Consider the following 16,692-nt stretch of genomic DNA (forward strand, 5'->3'; position numbering starts at 1 on the left):
CAGCCCCAGAACCCCGCCACCAGGGCGCCGAAACACTGGATGCCCCAGGCACGAATGAAGTCGCTGGCGTTGAGCATGGCCAGGGTCAGCCCCGGCAGGTCCTGGCGCGCCTGGGAAAAGGCGCTGACCACCTGGGGCACCACATAACTGAGCAGAAAGATCACGATGCCGATGGACACCAGGCCCACCACCCCGGGGTAGATAAAGGCAGTGAGGATCTTGCCCCGCAGGCCGTTGCGCTCCTCGATATAGTCCGCCAGCCGCTCCATGACCTGGGCCAGGTCGCCGGACTCTTCACCTGCGGCAATCAGTGCCCGGTAGATTTCCGGAAAGTCCCGGGGCCGCGCCGCCAGGGCCTCGGCCAGGCGCATGCCGCTGCGCACATCCGCGCGCACCGCGCTCAGGGTCTGGGCAATGTGCTTGCGCTCGGCCTGCTCCACCGTGGCACTGAGCGCCGCCTCCAGAGGCAGGCTGGCCCCCAGCAGGCTGGCCAGCTGGCGCGTGGCCCAGGCCAGGTCGTTGTCGCTGAGCCTGGGGCTGAAGAGTCCCCCAGCTGCGCCGCTGCCTGGGTTGCTGTCCAACTGCACCTGCAGCGCGGTCAGGCCGCGGCTGCGCAGGCTGGCGAAAGCCGCGCCCTGGCTGTCGGCTTCCAGGTGGCCGGACTCGATCTTGCCGAGGGCGTCGGCAGCTTCGTAGCGATAGCGATTCATCAGGCGTCCCGTGTCACACGTAGGATTTCTTCCGGTGCGGTGGCGCCGCTGCGTACCCAGCGCTCGCCGTCCTCACGCATGCTCAGCATCCCGGCCCGCCGCGCTGTGGCCCGCAGGGCCTGCTCATCGGCGCCCTGGTGGATCAGGCTGCGGATGTCATCGTCGATGCAGAACAGCTCATGAATCCCGGTGCGGCCGCTGTAGCCGATGTGGTTGCAGGCCGGGCAACCCACCGGGTGCCAGGTGCCGGGATTGGCCGGATCGGCTTGCTTGCACTGGTTGCACAAGCGCCGCACCAGCCGCTGGGCCAGCACCCCGAGCATCGACGAGGCCAGGAGGAACGGCTCCACCCCCATGTCGATCAGGCGGTTGACTGCCGACACCGCGTCGTTGGTGTGCAGGGTGGCCAGCACCAAGTGCCCGGTAAGCGAAGCCTGGACCGCGATCTGCGCGGTTTCCAGATCGCGAATCTCGCCGATCATGATCACGTCCGGGTCCTGGCGCAGGATCGCCCGCAGCGCCAGGGCGAAGGTCATGTCGATCTTGGCGTTGACCTGGATCTGGCTGATGCCCGGCAGGTCGTATTCCACCGGGTCCTCGACGGTGAGGATATTGCTGGTGCTGGCATCCAGCCGGGCCAGGGCGGCGTAGAGACTGGTGGTCTTGCCGCTGCCGGTGGGCCCGGTGACCAGGACGATGCCGTGGGGCTGGCGGATCAAGCCATCCAGACGCGCCAGCAGGTCCGGGTCCATGCCCAGGGTTTCCAGTTGCAGGCGCCCGGCCTGCTTGTCCAGCAGCCGCATCACCACCCGCTCGCCATGGCCAGTGGGCACCGTGGACACCCGAATGTCGATGGGCCGGCCGGCCACCCGCAAGGCGATGCGGCCGTCCTGGGGCAAGCGTTTTTCGGCGATATCCAACTGGGCCATGATCTTGATCCGCGACACCAGCGCCCCGTGCAGCGCCTTGCGTGGCGAGACCACATCGCGCAGGGTGCCGTCGACCCGGTAGCGCACCACCGAGTGGGTTTCAAAGGGCTCGATATGGATATCACTGGCCTCATCCCGCGCGGCCTGGGTGAGCAAGGCATTGATCATGCGGATCACCGGGGCGCCGTCCTGGGTGTCCAGCAGATCGGTGATTTCCGGCATGTCCTGCATCAGGCGGTCCAGGTCCACCTCATTCTCCGCGGCCCCGACCACCGCTGCGGCGCTGCCGGTGTCGGCGTAGGCCGTGGCCAACAGACCGTCGAGCTCGTCGTCGCGGATGCGTTCCAGGCGTGCGGGGCCGAACTGGCGGCGGGCTTCGCTGATGGACCAGCCGGGGGTCGAGGGGCAGACCAGCAGGGTGGCGCCCTGCTCGCTGTGGCGCAGGAGAATGCGTTGGGATTTGGCCCAGGCGTAGGGGAGCTGGGTGGTCATTGCTTGTGCCTCCTGGTGGGGTGCATATCCGGTGGTGCGGGTGGGGCCGTTTGTGGGGCCGCTTTTACAGCGGGGTTGGGTACATATCCGTTCCTGCGGGTGTGGCCACTTAGGGTTCCGCTCTTACAGCGGGTTTGGGTACATATCCGTTCTTGCGGGTGCGGCGGCTTACGGTTCCGCTCTTACAGCGGCTCACTTTTGAAAAGCGCAAAAGTAAGCAAAACGCTCTGCCCCTCCACTCGGTGCCTCGCCTAGGCTCGGCATGCCCTCACTCCGGCATTGATCCGTGGGCCGCCGCCACCGGCCATCCATGGCCGGGTGGCGGCTAACCCGGCATCCCTGCCGGGTTACCCACGGCTCAATGCCTGCGTTCGGCCATCGTGGTTAACGGGGCGTTCAGATCAAGATCAAAATCAACAGCAAGATCAAAATCTGACGGCGGCCTGCCGGCCGGCCTGTTTAATCGCCGTTCGCGTTACATGTAGCCGCTGCCGAAGGCTGCGACCGGCTCCGCAGGAGACGCTAAACCTGCCTCCCCGATATTCCTGACATATCGCGCCGCCTGGTTTTGCGAGCGCGAGCGCTCGTTCGCAGCCTTCGGCAGCGGCTACAAGGAGCCGGCCTGCGCACCTTGGCTTTTGATCTTGATCTTCAGGCCCCTTCCCAGCCGGCCGAGCGTAGGCGTTGCGTAGGGGGCAGCTCGGCATGGATGCCGAGCTAGCCGCCACCCGGCCATGGATGGCCGGTTGGCGGCGGGCCCCCGGAGCAATGCCGAAGCGAGGGAACCCCGAGCCCCAGCGAGGGGCCCATGGAGGGGCAAGCGTTTTTTGGTTCCTTTTTGCTGGGCCGGCACTCCGGCGTTTGAAAAAAAGGGACTCGCCGTAAGGGCGAAACCATAAGCAGCCGTTACCGCAGCAACGGATATGTACCCAACCCCCAACCCCCAAGCCATCAAGACAAACCCGCCAGCCGCCAAACCCGCAGCAGCAGATAGGCACTCCATCCCCCTCGCCACAGAGGCGAAACTGCCAGCTACGACAGCAGCGGATATGCCCCACTCCCCGCCATAACGAATCAACTCCCCATTCATTGCACCGGCTCCGCCCTGATCGTCGCCCGCGGCCCCTGCCCAACCCCAGGCGTCTGCAACGAAACCGGCACCGCCCCCGGAATCGCCTTCGCCGCCGAAGGCAACTGCGGCGCCTGCATATCCGGCATCGCCCAACTGCGCTCCGGCTGCAACTCCCCCTGCGCCCGGCGCATGAAGTCGTAGCGATTGAGGGTAATGCTGCGCCCCGCGCCACTGTCACGAATGATGTAGGGCCGCAGGAACACCATCAGGTTGGTCTTGGTAATGCTGCGCTTCTCATTGCGAAACAATGCCCCAAGTCCAGGAATACTCGACAGCCACGGCACCGCGTCATTGCTCTGGCTGTAACCGTCCTGCAGCAACCCCCCCAGCACCATGATCTGCCCGTCATCCAAGAGGATGCTGGTATCGATCGCGCGTTTGTTGGTCACGGTCCCGGCATCCACCGAGGCGCGAGGATCAACACTGCTGACTTCCTGGTAGATGTCCAGCTTGACCGTGCCACCCTCGGAAATCTGCGGCCGCACATTGAGCTTCAGGCCCACTTCTTCACGCTGCACGGTCTGGAACGGGTTGTTGCTGGTGCCGCCGCCTCCGGTGACATAGCTGCCGGTGACAAAGGGAATGGTCTGGCCAACAAAAATGCTCGCTGCCTCGTTGTCCAGGGTCAAAAGATTCGGCGTCGACAACACGTTGGTCCCGCCCTTGCTCTTCAACGCTCGGGCCAGGACCTTGAGGTCCAGCACCTTGCCGATCCCCGGGATGTCCACGGTGCCGTTGACCACGCCGATGTTCAGGCCCTTGGGCAAGACGTCGATGCTGGTCTTGCTGGCCGGTGTCCCCAGCAGCCCGCTGCCGCCGAGGTTGACCCCGCCAAAGCCACCACGCCCACCCAGGTTGCCGGCCTGCCACTGCACGCCGAATTCGCTGGCGTCGTCCTCGCCCACTTCGACGATCAGGCTTTCGATCACCACTTGGGCGCGACGCTGGTCGAGCTGGTCGATGACTTCCCGCAGGTTGCGGTACAGCGGGTCCGGGGCGGAAATCAGCAAGGTGTTGGTGGTGGCGTCGGCCTGGATGGTGACCCCGCCGGCGCTGAAGGCGGTGTTCTGATCCGTTGCCTGGCCAGTGCCGCTCAAGCCGCTGCCGGAGTTGCTGCCCTGGCCGTAGGCACTGCTGCCACTGATGCTGACGTTGCCGCTGCCGGTGGGCGTGCCGCTGCTGTTCTGGGTCGGGCTCTGGCCGCTCTGGCTGTTGCCGCCCATGCCGCTGAGCATGGCCCGGGCGCCGTCGCTGCTGCCACTGTCGCTTTCGCCGGTCAGCAGCCCGCGCAAGGCCTGGGCCAACTTGCCGGCCTGGGCGTTGCGCAGGTAGACCACGTGCAGGTTGCTCGGGTTGCTCTGGGCGTTGTCCAGTTTGTAGATCAGGTTGCGCGCCAGCTCGGTGCGCTCCGGGCTGCCGGCACGGATGATGATGGAGTTGGAACGCGGGTCGCCAATCACGCTGATTTTCTGGGTCTGGTCGGCGCCCTGGGTTTCCAGCAGTTCGGCCACCATGGTCGCGATGTCCACGGCGATGCCGTTCTGCACCGCTACCACATCGGTGTCGATGGCGCTGGGGGTGTCGATGCCGTCGATGATCTGCGCGACTCGCTGCAGGTTCTCGGCATAGTCGGTGACCACGATGCTGTTGTTGCCCGGGTAGGCGTTGATCGGGTTGTTCGGCGAAACGATAGGCCGCAGCACCGGGATCAGGTTCACCGCATTTTCGTATTGCAGGCGAAAGGTGCGGGTCAGCATGCCGTTGCCCGCTGGCTTGTCGGCGCTGTAGATCGGTCCGCCCAGCAGCTTGGCATCGGCCTCCGGCACCACCTGGGCCACGCCGCCCACGTCCACCACGGAAAAGCCCTGCATGCGCAGCGCCGCCAGCAGCATGTCGTAGGCCTGGTGGGCCGGCACCTGGCCTTCGCTGACCAGGGTCAGGCTGCCCTTGACCCGCGGGTCCACCAGGAACTGCTGGCCGGTGGAGCGGGACAAGGCCCGCACCACCGCCTGGATATCGGCGTCGACGAAGTTCAGTTGCACCGGCTGATTGCCCAGGGGGTTGCGCGGCACGCTGGTGCTGCGCGGGCTGCTGTGGCCGCGACTGCTGTTGGTCACCGGATGCAGGACTTTCGGCCGCTGAGCCTGCTGTGCCTGCAAGCGCTGGCGATCCAGCAGGGCATCGCCGCTGCGCTGGGTATTGGCCAGGGGCTGGCCCAGTTCGCTGTCCACCAGCAAGGGCGGCGGCGTGGTGGACGGGGTGTTGCTGCAGGCCCCCAACGCCAGCAGCAGAAAAGGTGCGGCCTTGCGACACTGGCGCACGTAATTGCAACCTGACCACTTCATGAAGCTTCCTTAGCGCCCTGCGCCTGATCCATGCGAACGGTCCCGGACAGTGTGCCTGCCGAGTCTTGGGCGGCGGCCGCGGCTGCGCGTTGCAGACGGGCCTCCACCACCTGCAGTGAAAGCTGCCGGGGAGCCCCCAGCAGCCAACCGACCACGGCATCCGCCGGGGCCTGCTCAAAGGTCAACCGCCAGCTCTCGGGGCCGGCTTCATCAGGCTGTTGCAACTGGTAGTGGTCCTTGAGCCCGGCGCCGTCCAGGGTCTGGCGCAAGGATTGCTCAAGGCTCGCGCCCCGGCTGTCAGGGCCCGCCGCCTCGTGCAACAGCACTTCCAGGGCCTCGGCCTGGGCGCGCAGCTTCGGCGTCTCGGCTTGCCAGTAATCGATCGTCTTCAGCGGCGGCTGGATCAGCAGCCACCACAGCAATAGCCCCAGCACGCCCAGGGCGGTGGCGCTGAGCAGGCGTTTTTCCCGCAGCGCCAGAGTGTTCCAGTGGGCCTGGAACTGGGTCCGCAGACGCGACCAGCGCGCCTGATACTGCGCCAGCCTGGCCTTATTCATCTTCAGCTCCCGGGGGGGTGTCGGCGACGTTGGCCGGCTCGTCTGCGGCCGGGCTCAGGCTCCAGCCATTGCCCTGCGCCCGGACGCTGTAGCCGGCCTGGGTCAAGGCGCCCTGCCAGGCGCTGTCGGCGCTCTTGGGCGTGTCCGGCAGCAGCTCCAGCTGCAAGCGGTCCTCGGCGAAACTCAGGCTCTGCACGCTGCCCACCATAAAGGGCATGGCGCTACCGGCCTGCTGCAACAGACGGCTGAACACCTGGGTCGGGTCAGCCGCCCCGCTCTGCTGCGCCGCCAGTTGCTGGCGGGCCTGTTGCAGGGGATTGAGCACCACCGGCAACTGAGGGAACACCTGCTTGACCCGCTGACTCATCTGCGCCTTGAGCCGCTGGCCCTGCTCGGCCTCACGGGCGGCATACAGGTTCAGCCCCGCGACCCAGACCAGCACGGCCAGGGCGCAGCACCCCAGGGCCCGGCCCCAGCCTTGGACCTTCACGCCCCCCGCCACAGCGCCAGCGTGCAAGCCCCATCCCGGCAGCGGGCCGCTCCAGCGTTGCTCGCCCGGCAGCAGTTGGCAGGCCGGCGGCGCGGCATCGCCGATCCAGCCCACCTCGCAGCCCGAAGCCCGCAACTGCTCCAGGGTTTCTTCCACCAGCGGCTGCACGCTGCCCTGCCCGCTGCTCTGGCGCAGCAGCAGCTGGCCATCGAGCAGGCACAGGTTGGCTTGCCCCGGCGGCGGCACCGGCAAGGCATAAGGCGCCGGGTACAGCCCCTGAAGCTTCAGGCCGGCCTGTGCCAACAGACGCCCCAGGGCTTGCAGTGCGGTCTTGGGCAACCAGCTCAGGGCCACCTGCCCCTGGGCATCCCGGGCGCCATGGGCCACGTGCATCTGCTCACTGGGGCCGAGGATCAGCGCCTGGGCGGCGCAGTCCACCGCGGCCTTGATCCGCGCCGCCGGCAACTGAGGCAATTCGATATGGGTCAGCAGGCTGTCCAACGGATGCAGGAAGCACTCCACCGGCACCGGCTTGCCACCCTGGGCCAGTTGCCCCAGGGGACAGCGACCGATCTCCCCCGCCCGGCCACTGCGATCAAGCCGGGCGAAGTCCACCGGGCAGGCCAATGGCGGCTCAGCCGCGATCAGTTCGGCCAGGGGCGGCAAGGCGATGCGCAAGCGACTCATGCCCCCACCCGCGACCAGATCACCTGGGGCATGCGGTCCTCGGGACGGTGCAACAGGGCCTCCAGGCTGACCCGGCGCTGATCGCGGCGAGCCCGGCCCTGGAGCAGGAACCATTCGCTGGTGATGCCGATCTTGATTTGTTCCAGGGCCAGGTGCGGCATGCGTAGCCGGTTGAGGAAGTCGCCACGGTTGATGAACCAGTGCCCGGCATCACGCTCCGCCACCAGGGCCTTGGCCCGGGACAGTGGCAGCCCCGGCACCGCCGCCGTCAGTACCTCGGCACTGGCGGTGTTGCCGTTGATCCAGGTGTTGCCCGGCAGGATGCTGACGTAGGGTTCAAGACGGGCCAGCCGGGCCTCGTCCAGACCCTGTATGCCCCGCAGCTCGTCCAGGCTGCGCAGCATCGGCTGACGGGGCGGCAAGGTCTGGGTCGCCGCGCCCGGAGACGTCAGGCGACCGCTGTTGAAGCTGCCCGCTTGGCTGGCGGCGTGCGCTGTGCTGCCCAAGCGCTGGGGATAGGAAGCGATCACCCGCTGGCTGATGCGTCGGCTCAGGGCGCTGTCGATGCCGATCAGCTGACACAGCTGTTCGAAGGCCTGCAACTGCACCGGGTCCACTTGCTGGTTGAACACCAGATTGCGCAGGTTGAACTTGCCTTGCAGGTCTTGCAGGCGGCCCTGGAACCCCGCGTTGAAGCCGCCCAGGGCCTGATCGCCGATGGGCCGTGCCCAGGCCTGGTCGAGTCGGGTCAGGACGTCACGCTGACGGGCGTCCCAGAGCAATTGCCGGCTGTATTCCAGGCCGCCCTGCAACACCCCGATCCCCACCACCCGCGCCTGCTCGGCTTCCACGCTGCGGGTCAAGGTGCTTTGCCGGGAGAGCATGGCGGCGGCCAGCACCGCCACCACCGCGGCGATCAGCAAGGCGCTGATGATGGCCATGCCACGCTGCTTCGCCGCATGGGGCGAATGGCTGTTCATGGCCGGCCTTACAGCTGCCAGGAGCCGATATCGGCATTCACGCCGTCGCCATCGGGCTGGCCGTCGGCACCGAGGGAGAACACATCCACCTCACCATTGGCCCCCGGGTTGAGGTAGTGATACGGACGGCCCCAGGGATCGTTGGGCAGCCGCTCCAGGTAGGAGCGCCAGTTGCTGTCCTTGGCATTGGCCGGACGCTCCACCAGCACCTTGAGGCCCTGGTTCATGTTCGGGTAGCTGCCGTGGTCGAGGCGATACAGCTTCAAGGCTTGCATCAGGCCGGCGATGTCCTGCTTGGCTGCCGTGGCCCGAGCCTGGTCCGGACGGTCCAGGACCTTGGGCACCACCATCACGGCCAGAATCCCGAGGATGACCACCACCACCATGATCTCGATCAGGGTGAAGCCACGCTGGCTTCGGGGTGCTGCGGTTGAGGTGACAGGCGCGATATCCATCTCGACATTCCTTGGCTTGAGTTCGATTCGTCGCGCAGTGTTGCAAGAAGATATGTCAGTGGTATTGAAAAACCTCGGGAGTTTCAGTCGCCATTCGGTCAAGCCCGCAGGCTAGTCTGCGAGGCTGTTTCCCAGTCGCGAGGGGCCCATGCGAGCCGTGTCCAAACAAGCTGGATTTACCCTGATCGAGGTGCTGGTGGCCCTGGCCATCATTGCCGTGGCGATGGCCGCGGCAGTGCGCGTGGCCGGGCTGATGACCCAGAGCAACGGTCTGCTGCGGGACAAGTCCCTGGCCTTGCTGGCGGCGCAGAGCCGGCTCGCCGAGTTGCGCCTGGAAGGCCGTTTGCCCAGCGGATTGAAGAGCGTCGATTGCGACCAGGGGCGCCTGAAGCTGCGCTGCGAACAGGCGATTGGCGCCGCGACCGCGCCCGGGCTGGTGCGGGTCAGCGTCCAGGTGCGCGAGCGCAGCCGCGAGGCGCCGCCCCTGGCCCGCCTGGAAACCCTGATCAGCCGGCCCCAGGCGCCGCGCCAGTGAGGGTCAGCGTGTCAGCCGTGGCAGCAGCGGCGAGTCCGGCAGCTTGCTGACCTTGATCCGCGACTGTTCGCCGCCGCGCTCGATCAGCACGCCGTCGGCCTCGACGGCGGCCAGGCGCACCCCTTGGGTCAGTTGCTCGCCGGCCAGGAAGCTGCGCGGCGGACCGTCGTTCAGGCTCAGGATCGCCACCGCGCCACGGGCGCCGGCCATGACCCCGGACACCTTGATATCCACCTGCACCGGCTGGTTGGCAAACCACTGCAAGGCCGGGTTGTCGGAGCGCGCGGCGAGCACCTGGGGCGCCACTGCCGGGGGTTGGGATTGCGCCGGGGTCAGCAGCAGCGACGACCAGGTGGCAACACCGGCCAGGGCCGCCAGCAACGCCGCGTATTGCAGCAACCGGGGGGCGTCAAGGCGCGACGGAAATGACATGGCACGTAGCATCGGCGGGACCTCCTGTTTGTCCGTTGCCACAGCCTACCGCTCAATTCTCACGGTTTTATTTCACTGCACGATCATCTGCGTCGGGCACGCCAGTCCCGTCGCCAAGGAGCACAAGGTGCGACACACAGGCAAGCAACAGGGCTTTACCCTGATCGAACTGATGGTGGTGCTGGTGATCATCGGCATCGCCAGCGCCGCCGTGGGCTTGAGCATCCGCCCCGATCCGCTGCAGACCCTGCGCAAGGACGCCGAAGGCCTGGCCCAGTTGCTGCAAGTGGCCCAGGCCGAAGCCCGGGCCGACGGCCGGCCGATCACCTGGCGGGCCACGGCCAAGGGCTATACCTTCAGCCGCCGCGAGGACGAGGGCAGCGGCATCGACGACTTTCGCCACGACCGGCAACTGCGGCCACGGCAGTGGCAAAGCCCGACGCTGCAGGTGCATATCGAGCCCAGGCAGCGCCTGGTACTGAACGCCGAATGGATCAACCCGCCACTGCAGGTGGTGCTGTCCGACGGCCAGAACAGCTTGCGGGTAGAACGCAGCGCCAGCGGCCAGTTGCGGGTGGTGAGCCAGCCATGACGACACAACGCGGCTTTACCCTGATCGAGGTGATGGTGGCGATCATGCTCATGGCGCTGGTCAGCCTGATTGCCTGGCGCGGCCTGGACAGCGTCACCCGGGCCGACAGCCATCTGCGGGCCAGTACCGAACAGACCGAGGAACTGCTGCGCAGCCTCAATCAGCTGGAGCGCGACGTGGCCTTGCGGGCCGCTTCCCAGTTGCGCGAACCGAACCTGGGCGAGACCGACGAAGCCGAACCCGACAGCCCTGCCCCGCTGAGCGTGCGCAGTTCCGACAGCAAGGGCTTTCGCCTGGAAGTGATCCGCAGCGCCCCCGCCCCGGGGGTTGGCTTGCAACGCGTGCGCTGGTGGCTCAAGGGCGACACCCTGTACCGCGCCGAGGCCGAGGTTCGGGACCGCTATCCCTTGCCGGCGCCCAAGAACGGAGTGGCCGTGCTCGGCCGGGTCAGCGACTTGCAGGTACGGGTCTGGAACCCTGACAAAGGCTGGCGTCAACTCAGTGGCAATCGCCAGGACAATCCCCCGGGCCTGGAGATCCGCCTGGTGCGGCAAACACCCCAGGGCGAAGAGCGCTACCGGCAAGTGCTAGGGCCCTTGCTCTAACACGCTGCGGGTTCGAAGCGCTGAGGGTTCTACGCGAGATCGCCAGGCAAGGCCCTGCGGGCCTTTTCGCAGCCTCGCCAGAGGCTCGGCAGCGGCTACAGGCCAGTGCCGAATCAGGTTTGTGTAGCCGCTGCCGCAGGCTGCGAACGGCTTGGGCGGCATTCCGACGCAGGAGACGCGGGGATCTTGAGTCCGCCCAAGATCGACGGACGATCGCCAGGCAAGGCCCTGCGGGCCTTTTCGCAGCCTCGCCAGAGGCTCGGCAGCGGCTACAGGGCCAATGTCGATCCGGAGTTTGTGTAGCCGCTGCCGTAGGCTGCGAACGGCTTGGGCGGCATTCCGACGCAGGAGACGCAGGGATCTCGCGGGGGGTCAGCTGAGCAGTACCACGCCACCGGGCAGCTCGGTGCATTTGGCGCCATAGGCGTCGCGAATCAGCAAGGCCACGCCCGCCAACTGGTTGAGGTTGAAGCGCGCCTGGACCTTGCGCTGGCCCAACTCGGCATTGAGCAGCACCAGCATCCCCGGACGATAGCGGTTGATCTCGCTGATCACGGTGTTGAGGCTGGCGTTGTCGAACACCAGCACCTGCTCGCGCCAGGCGATCACGCTGCGGGGGTCCACGGCGATCGGCTCGCCCACCGCCCTGGCGTCGTAGGTCAGTTGTCGGCCACTGTCCAGGCGAATGCTGCGCCCCGCCACTGCCACTTGCAGGCTGCCTTCGATGCAGGTCACGCACACCTGATGATCGGTGTTGCGCAAATTGAAGCGCGCCTGGCGCGCACTCAGCCAGCCATCTCCGGCCTGGACCTTGAGCGCCTGGGTGCTGTGGCTGAAGACTTCCACCTCGCCCTCCAGCAGTTCAATGCCCTGCTCGCCCGCGCCTGGATCGCGGCGGCTGATGCGGGTCTGGGTATTGAGCTCCAGGCGCATGCCCTCGGCCAGGTCCACCCGCCGCTGCTCACCGACGTCGGTGGCGAAATCCGCGGTCAGCCCGGCAAAGCCGCCCGGGACAGTGAACCGCACCATGAACAGCGCCGCCGACGCCGCAATCGCGCCACCCAGAAACGCCCGACGCCCCAAGTGCCGGGGCCGGGACTGTTGCTCCAGCTGCTGGGCTACCGGTTGCAGGCAGTGCCACAGGGCCTTGGTGTGCTCGAAGGCGGCCGCGTGCTGCGGGCTTTGTGCGCACCATTGGCGCAGCGCCCGGGCGTCGGCCACGGTGGCCCGACCCGAAGTCAGGAGGACCAGCCAGTCCTGGGCTTCCCTCAGCAGTTGCGGGTCCGCCGAGGCCTGGGGGGTGCAGATGCTAAAAATGTTCAAGCGCGCAGGTACTCACGGATTGATCAGGGACTCTTTGTCTAGGACAGTTTTCCGGCCCCGGGACCGAACCGCTGAATGACTTTTCTTTCAAGGCGCAAGGCGCAATGGCCCAGGGCAGCCTTGATTTCTTTCTCCACCATCCGTGTGGAAATGCCGAAACGCTGGGAAATTTCCAGGTGCGGCGCCTCTTCCAGGCGCGCGGCGATAAAGATCTTGCGCCGCCGCGCCGGCAGTTCGTAGAGGGCTTTGAGCAGGGTCTGGATTTCTTTCTGGCCGCCCACCACCCGCGACGGGTCCAGGGTGTCATCGGCGATGTGCAGCAGTTCCTCGACCTCGTCGCCGGTCAGCAGCCGGGCGTCGGACTGGCGGCGGTCGGCGGCAATGTTCAGGGCCATGCGATAGAGGTAGGCATTGGGTTGCAGCAGGTTGGGCGGCTCTTCCATGCGGTCGACCCGCAGGTAGGTTTCATGCAGGACGTCGTTGGCCAGGTCCTCGGAGCCCAGGCGCCTGCGCAAGCGCACCCGAAAGTCCTCGTAGGACGTCAGGAACAGCCTGACCATCGCACTCTGTGCGGTATTTTTCATACCCCGGAAGCTCCTTCCCATTCCCTGCAGTCCATGCGTTTCCCTGTTGTGTCCGGTATCAAGAGTAAGGTCAGCGGCTGGCGCAGCGAGCTGGGCGCCTGGCGCTGAACCCGGGTGTCGGCCAGGCGCTGCACCAAGGCTTCATCGCGCTGCAGATCGCCGGTGGAGCTCACCAGGCGGCTGTGCTGCACCCGGCCATCGGCGCCGATCCACAGTTGCAGCAAGGCGCGAAAGCGGCCCGGACGGGTCAGCGCCGAACCACACAGACTGTGCTCCACCGCCTGTTGCACGGCACTGGCATAACTGCTGTTGAGCCGCGCCGCCCGGCTGCTTCCCGCACCCGGTAGCGGCGTGGCCGGCGTGGCCTGCGGCACCTGCAGGGTGAAGGCATCGCTGCGGGCATAACGGGCCATCAGGCCACTGCCCGCCAGCAGGCGACTCAAGCCCTCCTGAGCGCTGTAGCGGCCCTTGATCCCCACCGACCGCCGCCCCCGGGTCAACTCCCGATCCACCAGCACCGCCATTCCTGTGGCGCGACTGAACAGCTCCAGGGCATCCACCAGGTTCTGCGCCGGAATCTCCAGCGTCAGCAAGGCCTGGGAATCCACCCGGGGCGGTCCCTCGACAGCGGGCTGGCCCCAGCCCTGCGGCATCAACGCCAGCAGCACGAACCCCAGCACACAGGTCGCCAAGCCCCCGTGCAATGAAGTCCATCGCCCGACCTGCGCGCTGCGTCGCTGCACTGCAGTCCAATCCCTAAAAGCGTCATCCTGAGGCCAGTTTATGAATCTGGTGTTACGGCCACGGCAAAAAAACCATCACTTTTTCAGTCATCGGTTTGCACTACACTCGGCCGGCATCGAGGCCCGCTTTCCCGGGTCTGCCAGGAGGCCAGGATGAATCGTTCAAGCCAATACGCCGCCACCTTGTTGCTGTGCGCCCTGCCCTGGACGCTGCAGGCCGAGGAGGCCCGCGAGGGTTGTGTGGAAGTCAGCGTCGGCGGCTACAAGGCCCCCGACTACAACTGCCTGAGCAAACAGATGGGCAACGACCCGGACGCCGTCAAGGCGGCCCAGGCCAATCAACAGGCCATGGAGGACCCGGTGCACAAGCGCCCGCCGAACCAGGTCGGGCTCTCGACACCGGCCGCCACCAGCGTGCGCATGGGGAATACCTTCGGCACCTCGGTCAAGCCGCAACGGCCCTGAGGGCCAGTTCCTCCGCCCTCAAGCGGCCACTATCGGGATTGCGCCCCTATACCGGCCGTTAACCTCGGCCGCGCTAGATTGCTGCACCCAAACACCGGTGCCAGCAACCTGCCACGCCGCCATTCGTGCACGCGTTCGAGTGCTGGCCACCATACCGTCGGCTTTTTTGTGTGTTGTGAACATGGAAAGCGTTCAAAAACAAATCTGGCAACGACCCGGCCTGAGTATTTTCCTGGTGGCCCTGGTGCTGCTCATGGGCCTGCAATACAAACCGGCCGTCCTCAACTACACCACGCGCTTCGTCGACTTCGCCGACTACATGCTGCAGCACGGCATGACGCTGTTCCCCATCGCCGAGGATCTGCAGCCGTATCCCGACTACACCGTTGTCAACACGGTGCTGGTCTACCTGGCGTCGCTGCCCTTCGGCCAGCTGTCCGTGCTGTCGATGGGCCTGCCCCTGTGCATTGCCGCGTCGCTGATGCTGGTGTTCATCTACAAGCTGGGGGCCCTGCATGAGCAGAAATGGGGCGTCTGCGGCGTGCTCTTTGCGCTGTTCACCTGGGCGTTCCTGGACAGCGTCAACTCCCTGGCCCTGGACATCTACCCCGCCCTGATCACCGCGGGCTGCTTCTACCTGGCCTACACCGCCGATCTCAAGCAACAGCGCGCACGCCTGGCGCTGGTATTGCTTGGGCTGATCCTGGGCTTTGCCCTGCGCGGGCCGATCGGCATGATCGGCCCGGCACTGGTGGTCGGCACCTATTACCTGCTGAGCCGGCAGTGGCGGACCCTGGTCGGGTTCTCGCTGCTGAGCGGCCTGCTGTTCGCCGCCGGGGTCGCCCTGCTGGCCTGGGCCGCCCAGGTGCAGGGCGGTGACGCCTTCATGCAGCAAGTGCTGGAGATGCAGGGCCTGGGCCGGATCGCCAGCAATCACTCGCCACGCTATTACTTCTACTTCAGCGTCGGGCTGATCACCTACAGCTTCACCGCGTTCTACGCCCTGTGCGTCATGGTCAGAAGCGCCAGGCCGGGGTTCAGCGCGCCGCCGCCGTCGGCACCGCGCCTGCTGCTGTACCTGGGCGCCTGGTTCTTGGTGCTGATCCTGTTCTTCAGCATTCCCAACTCGAAGAAGGCGCGTTACATCGTGTCCATCACCCCGGCCATTTCCCTGCTGGCGGCCTATATATTCGTCGACCCCAACGGCCTGTTCAGCGCCACCCGCAAACGCCTGCTGCGCCTGTGCCTGAACCTGCCCGCCTGCGGCGCGGTCCTGGCGCTGCTGGTACTGGGCTACAACGCGTTTGCCGCCCAGCCCTTGCAGCCCAACTTCGCCGGTGTGTTCGCAAGCTTTGTCCTGCTCAGCGGCGTGCGCTACTGGATCGGCCGGCAATACGCCGAGCACCGGCATCACGAGGTGATCGTCCTGGCGTTCGGCGTGGCGGCGTTTCTCCTGCTCGATGGGTTCTTCTTCAACGCCATCACCTATCACCTGGAACTGGCCAATGAACCAACGCCCAAATTCCTGCCTTACTGGTTCTGGTAAGCCCGGGACACTGGGCGGCGGGCAATCCGGGGCGCTGCTTGCAACGCGCGCGCAAGATTTGGTAACACTCCCGCTGGCCAGCGACCATGAAACCGAACTGGCACAGTGCTGTCACATCGCAATCGGTAACGGCAGCGGTCGTCCGGCGGCGCCCGGCCCAGGTGGCGGGCGCCGCGCATCACTGCCACAGGTTACCGGCCTGGGCCTGCCGCCCATGCGCCAGGCCATACTCCATCAAGGCTGAAAGAGCGAACCATGAAGCAAAACATCCTCCTCGTATCCGTCTGTGCCGCCCTGCTCCAGGCCTGCACCCCGGCGTCCACTCCCCCTGAAGGATCCTCTTCCATGCCCGCCAGCACTGCCTCCGTCAGCGCCCAACCAGCACTGGCCGCCTACTACTGGCAACTGGTCTCGGCCAGCGACGCGGCGGGCAAACCCGTTGCCGCCCTGGACAAGGGCATCGAGCGCCAGCTGCGCCTGACCTTCACCGGGCAGAACCTCAACATCAGCGGCGGCTGCAACCGCCAGTTCGGCGGTTTCCAGTCTGAAAACGGCGTGCTCAAGGTCCAGCCCCTGGCCTCGACCATGATGGCCTGCGACCCCAGCCTGATGACCCTGGATGCCGAAGTCGGCCGCCTGTTCAAGGGCGACCTGCGCACCACCTTCGGCGGCGACGAATCGACTCCGACCCTGCAACTGACCACCCAGGACGGCACCCAGCTCAAGTTCGTAGGCCAGCCCACCCCCGAAACCCGCTACGGCAGCCAGGGCCAGACGCGCTTCCTGGAAGTGGCGGCCCAGACCGTCAAATGCAGCCACCCGCTGATCCCCGACTTCCAGTGCCTGCAAGTGCGTGAGCGCCGCTACGATGCCGCCGGCCTGCAACTGCCAACCCAGGACGCCTGGCATCCGCTGTACCAGTCCATCGAGGGTTACGAGCACCAGGACGGCGTGCGCAACGTGCTGCGGGTCAAGCAATACGAATGGAAGAACCCGCCTGCCGACGCCCCGTCCACGGTCTACGTGCTGGACATGGTGGTCGAGCAGGACGCCTCGGCCAAGACCCGCTAAGCCTTACCCGACAACCGCC

Annotated in this window: 17 protein-coding genes; 6 read left to right on the forward strand and 11 right to left on the reverse strand. The window is 66.4% G+C overall.

Annotation, left to right across the window (positions count from 1 at the left end; translation table 11 throughout):
- From J5M73_RS29585 to gspG, 7 genes are all read right to left on the reverse strand, one after another.
- Window positions 1-710: type II secretion system F family protein (locus J5M73_RS29585; protein WP_207816800.1), on the reverse strand; the 710-nt coding region annotated here is incomplete at its 3' end.
- Window positions 710-2,131, reverse strand: coding sequence for a type II secretion system ATPase GspE (gene gspE, locus J5M73_RS29590; RefSeq protein WP_102863337.1), 1,422 nt, complete (start codon window positions 2,129-2,131; stop codon window positions 710-712). The genes gspE and J5M73_RS29585, both read right to left, overlap by 1 nt.
- Before the next feature lie 1,086 nt (window positions 2,132-3,217).
- Window positions 3,218-5,608 (reverse strand): type II secretion system secretin GspD, encoded by a 2,391-nt coding sequence (gspD, locus tag J5M73_RS29595; protein WP_207816803.1) that lies wholly within the window; start codon window positions 5,606-5,608, stop codon window positions 3,218-3,220.
- On the reverse strand, window positions 5,605-6,165 hold the full coding sequence (gene gspM, locus J5M73_RS29600; protein ID WP_102863335.1) for a type II secretion system protein GspM: 561 nt from the start codon (window positions 6,163-6,165) through the stop codon (window positions 5,605-5,607). Before gspM ends, gspD begins: the two co-directional genes overlap by 4 nt.
- A complete protein-coding gene (gene gspL / locus J5M73_RS29605) occupies window positions 6,158-7,342 on the reverse strand; it encodes a type II secretion system protein GspL (RefSeq protein ID WP_102863334.1) in 1,185 nt (394 codons plus the stop codon). Before gspL ends, gspM begins: the two co-directional genes overlap by 8 nt.
- Entirely contained in the window at window positions 7,339-8,322 is a 984-nt protein-coding gene (gene gspK / locus J5M73_RS29610) for a type II secretion system minor pseudopilin GspK (RefSeq protein ID WP_102863333.1), read from the reverse strand. Before gspK ends, gspL begins: the two co-directional genes overlap by 4 nt.
- An 8-nt stretch (window positions 8,323-8,330) precedes the next feature.
- Entirely contained in the window at window positions 8,331-8,777 is a 447-nt protein-coding gene (gspG, locus tag J5M73_RS29615) for a type II secretion system major pseudopilin GspG (RefSeq protein ID WP_102863332.1), read from the reverse strand.
- 148 nt (window positions 8,778-8,925) lie between these two features.
- Here gspG and gspI point away from each other — a divergent pair, with 148 nt between their 5' ends.
- Window positions 8,926-9,312: a type II secretion system minor pseudopilin GspI gene (gene gspI, locus J5M73_RS29620; RefSeq protein WP_102863331.1), complete on the forward strand. Its 387-nt coding sequence runs from the start codon at window positions 8,926-8,928 to the stop codon at window positions 9,310-9,312.
- Between the two features lie 3 nt (window positions 9,313-9,315).
- Here gspI and J5M73_RS29625 read toward each other — a convergent pair whose 3' ends face one another.
- Window positions 9,316-9,756: a type II secretion system protein N gene (locus J5M73_RS29625; RefSeq protein WP_102863330.1), complete on the reverse strand. Its 441-nt coding sequence runs from the start codon at window positions 9,754-9,756 to the stop codon at window positions 9,316-9,318.
- A 115-nt stretch (window positions 9,757-9,871) separates the two neighbouring features.
- Between J5M73_RS29625 and gspH the strand changes: the two genes are divergently transcribed.
- Both gspH and J5M73_RS29635 read left to right on the forward strand, forming a co-directional pair.
- Entirely contained in the window at window positions 9,872-10,336 is a 465-nt protein-coding gene (gene gspH / locus J5M73_RS29630; RefSeq protein WP_258009269.1) for a type II secretion system minor pseudopilin GspH, read from the forward strand.
- A complete protein-coding gene (locus J5M73_RS29635; protein WP_102863328.1) occupies window positions 10,333-10,941 on the forward strand; it encodes a prepilin-type N-terminal cleavage/methylation domain-containing protein in 609 nt (202 codons plus the stop codon). Before gspH ends, J5M73_RS29635 begins: the two co-directional genes overlap by 4 nt.
- 372 nt (window positions 10,942-11,313) lie before the next feature.
- Here the strand turns inward: J5M73_RS29635 and J5M73_RS29640 are convergent, their stop codons facing one another.
- The 3 genes from J5M73_RS29640 to J5M73_RS29650 are packed head-to-tail and all read right to left on the reverse strand — an operon-like array spanning window position 11,314 to window position 13,501.
- Window positions 11,314-12,264: a FecR domain-containing protein gene (locus tag J5M73_RS29640; RefSeq protein WP_102863327.1), complete on the reverse strand. Its 951-nt coding sequence runs from the start codon at window positions 12,262-12,264 to the stop codon at window positions 11,314-11,316.
- 38 nt (window positions 12,265-12,302) lie between these two features.
- Window positions 12,303-12,848 (reverse strand): RNA polymerase sigma factor, encoded by a 546-nt coding sequence (locus tag J5M73_RS29645; RefSeq protein WP_102863326.1) that lies wholly within the window; start codon window positions 12,846-12,848, stop codon window positions 12,303-12,305.
- A complete protein-coding gene (locus J5M73_RS29650; protein ID WP_102863578.1) occupies window positions 12,845-13,501 on the reverse strand; it encodes an STN domain-containing protein in 657 nt (218 codons plus the stop codon). The genes J5M73_RS29645 and J5M73_RS29650 overlap by 4 nt, the downstream gene beginning before the upstream one ends.
- A gap of 243 nt (window positions 13,502-13,744) precedes the next feature.
- On the opposite strand from J5M73_RS29650, the gene J5M73_RS29655 reads away from it, so the two are divergent.
- From J5M73_RS29655 to J5M73_RS29665, 3 genes are all read left to right on the forward strand, one after another.
- On the forward strand, window positions 13,745-14,056 hold the full coding sequence (locus J5M73_RS29655) for a hypothetical protein (protein ID WP_102863325.1): 312 nt from the start codon (window positions 13,745-13,747) through the stop codon (window positions 14,054-14,056).
- 181 nt (window positions 14,057-14,237) lie between these two features.
- Window positions 14,238-15,602, forward strand: a complete 1,365-nt coding sequence (locus J5M73_RS29660; protein ID WP_207816805.1) for a hypothetical protein — start codon at window positions 14,238-14,240, stop codon at window positions 15,600-15,602.
- Window positions 15,603-15,947: 345 nt separating this feature from the next.
- Window positions 15,948-16,673: an META and DUF4377 domain-containing protein gene (locus tag J5M73_RS29665; RefSeq protein ID WP_240322012.1), complete on the forward strand. Its 726-nt coding sequence runs from the start codon at window positions 15,948-15,950 to the stop codon at window positions 16,671-16,673.
- The last annotated feature ends 19 nt before the right edge of the window (window positions 16,674-16,692 follow it).

The sequence above is a fragment of the Pseudomonas sp. 50_B genome, assembly GCF_017491625.1.
Classification (GTDB): Bacteria; Pseudomonadota; Gammaproteobacteria; order Pseudomonadales; family Pseudomonadaceae; genus Aquipseudomonas; species Aquipseudomonas danubii.

Bases quoted from the DNA above. Each gene is read 5' to 3' on its own strand.
- J5M73_RS29625 (WP_102863330.1), bottom strand. From the start codon at position 9,756: ATGCTACGTGCCATGTCATTTCCGTCGCGCCTTGACGCCCCCCGGTTG.
- gspG (WP_102863332.1), bottom strand. From the start codon at position 8,777: ATGGATATCGCGCCTGTCACCTCAACCGCAGCACCCCGAAGCCAGCGT.
- J5M73_RS29645 (WP_102863326.1), bottom strand. From the start codon at position 12,848: ATGAAAAATACCGCACAGAGTGCGATGGTCAGGCTGTTCCTGACGTCC.
- gspI (WP_102863331.1), top strand. From the start codon at position 8,926: ATGCGAGCCGTGTCCAAACAAGCTGGATTTACCCTGATCGAGGTGCTG.
- J5M73_RS29650 (WP_102863578.1), bottom strand. From the start codon at position 13,501: ATGCCGCAGGGCTGGGGCCAGCCCGCTGTCGAGGGACCGCCCCGGGTG.
- J5M73_RS29665 (WP_240322012.1), top strand. From the start codon at position 15,948: ATGCCCGCCAGCACTGCCTCCGTCAGCGCCCAACCAGCACTGGCCGCC.
- J5M73_RS29660 (WP_207816805.1), top strand. From the start codon at position 14,238: ATGGAAAGCGTTCAAAAACAAATCTGGCAACGACCCGGCCTGAGTATT.
- gspK (WP_102863333.1), bottom strand. From the start codon at position 8,322: ATGAACAGCCATTCGCCCCATGCGGCGAAGCAGCGTGGCATGGCCATC.
- gspE (WP_102863337.1), bottom strand. From the start codon at position 2,131: ATGACCACCCAGCTCCCCTACGCCTGGGCCAAATCCCAACGCATTCTC.
- gspM (WP_102863335.1), bottom strand. From the start codon at position 6,165: ATGAATAAGGCCAGGCTGGCGCAGTATCAGGCGCGCTGGTCGCGTCTG.
- J5M73_RS29655 (WP_102863325.1), top strand. From the start codon at position 13,745: ATGAATCGTTCAAGCCAATACGCCGCCACCTTGTTGCTGTGCGCCCTG.
- J5M73_RS29635 (WP_102863328.1), top strand. From the start codon at position 10,333: ATGACGACACAACGCGGCTTTACCCTGATCGAGGTGATGGTGGCGATC.
- gspL (WP_102863334.1), bottom strand. From the start codon at position 7,342: ATGAGTCGCTTGCGCATCGCCTTGCCGCCCCTGGCCGAACTGATCGCG.
- gspD (WP_207816803.1), bottom strand. From the start codon at position 5,608: ATGAAGTGGTCAGGTTGCAATTACGTGCGCCAGTGTCGCAAGGCCGCA.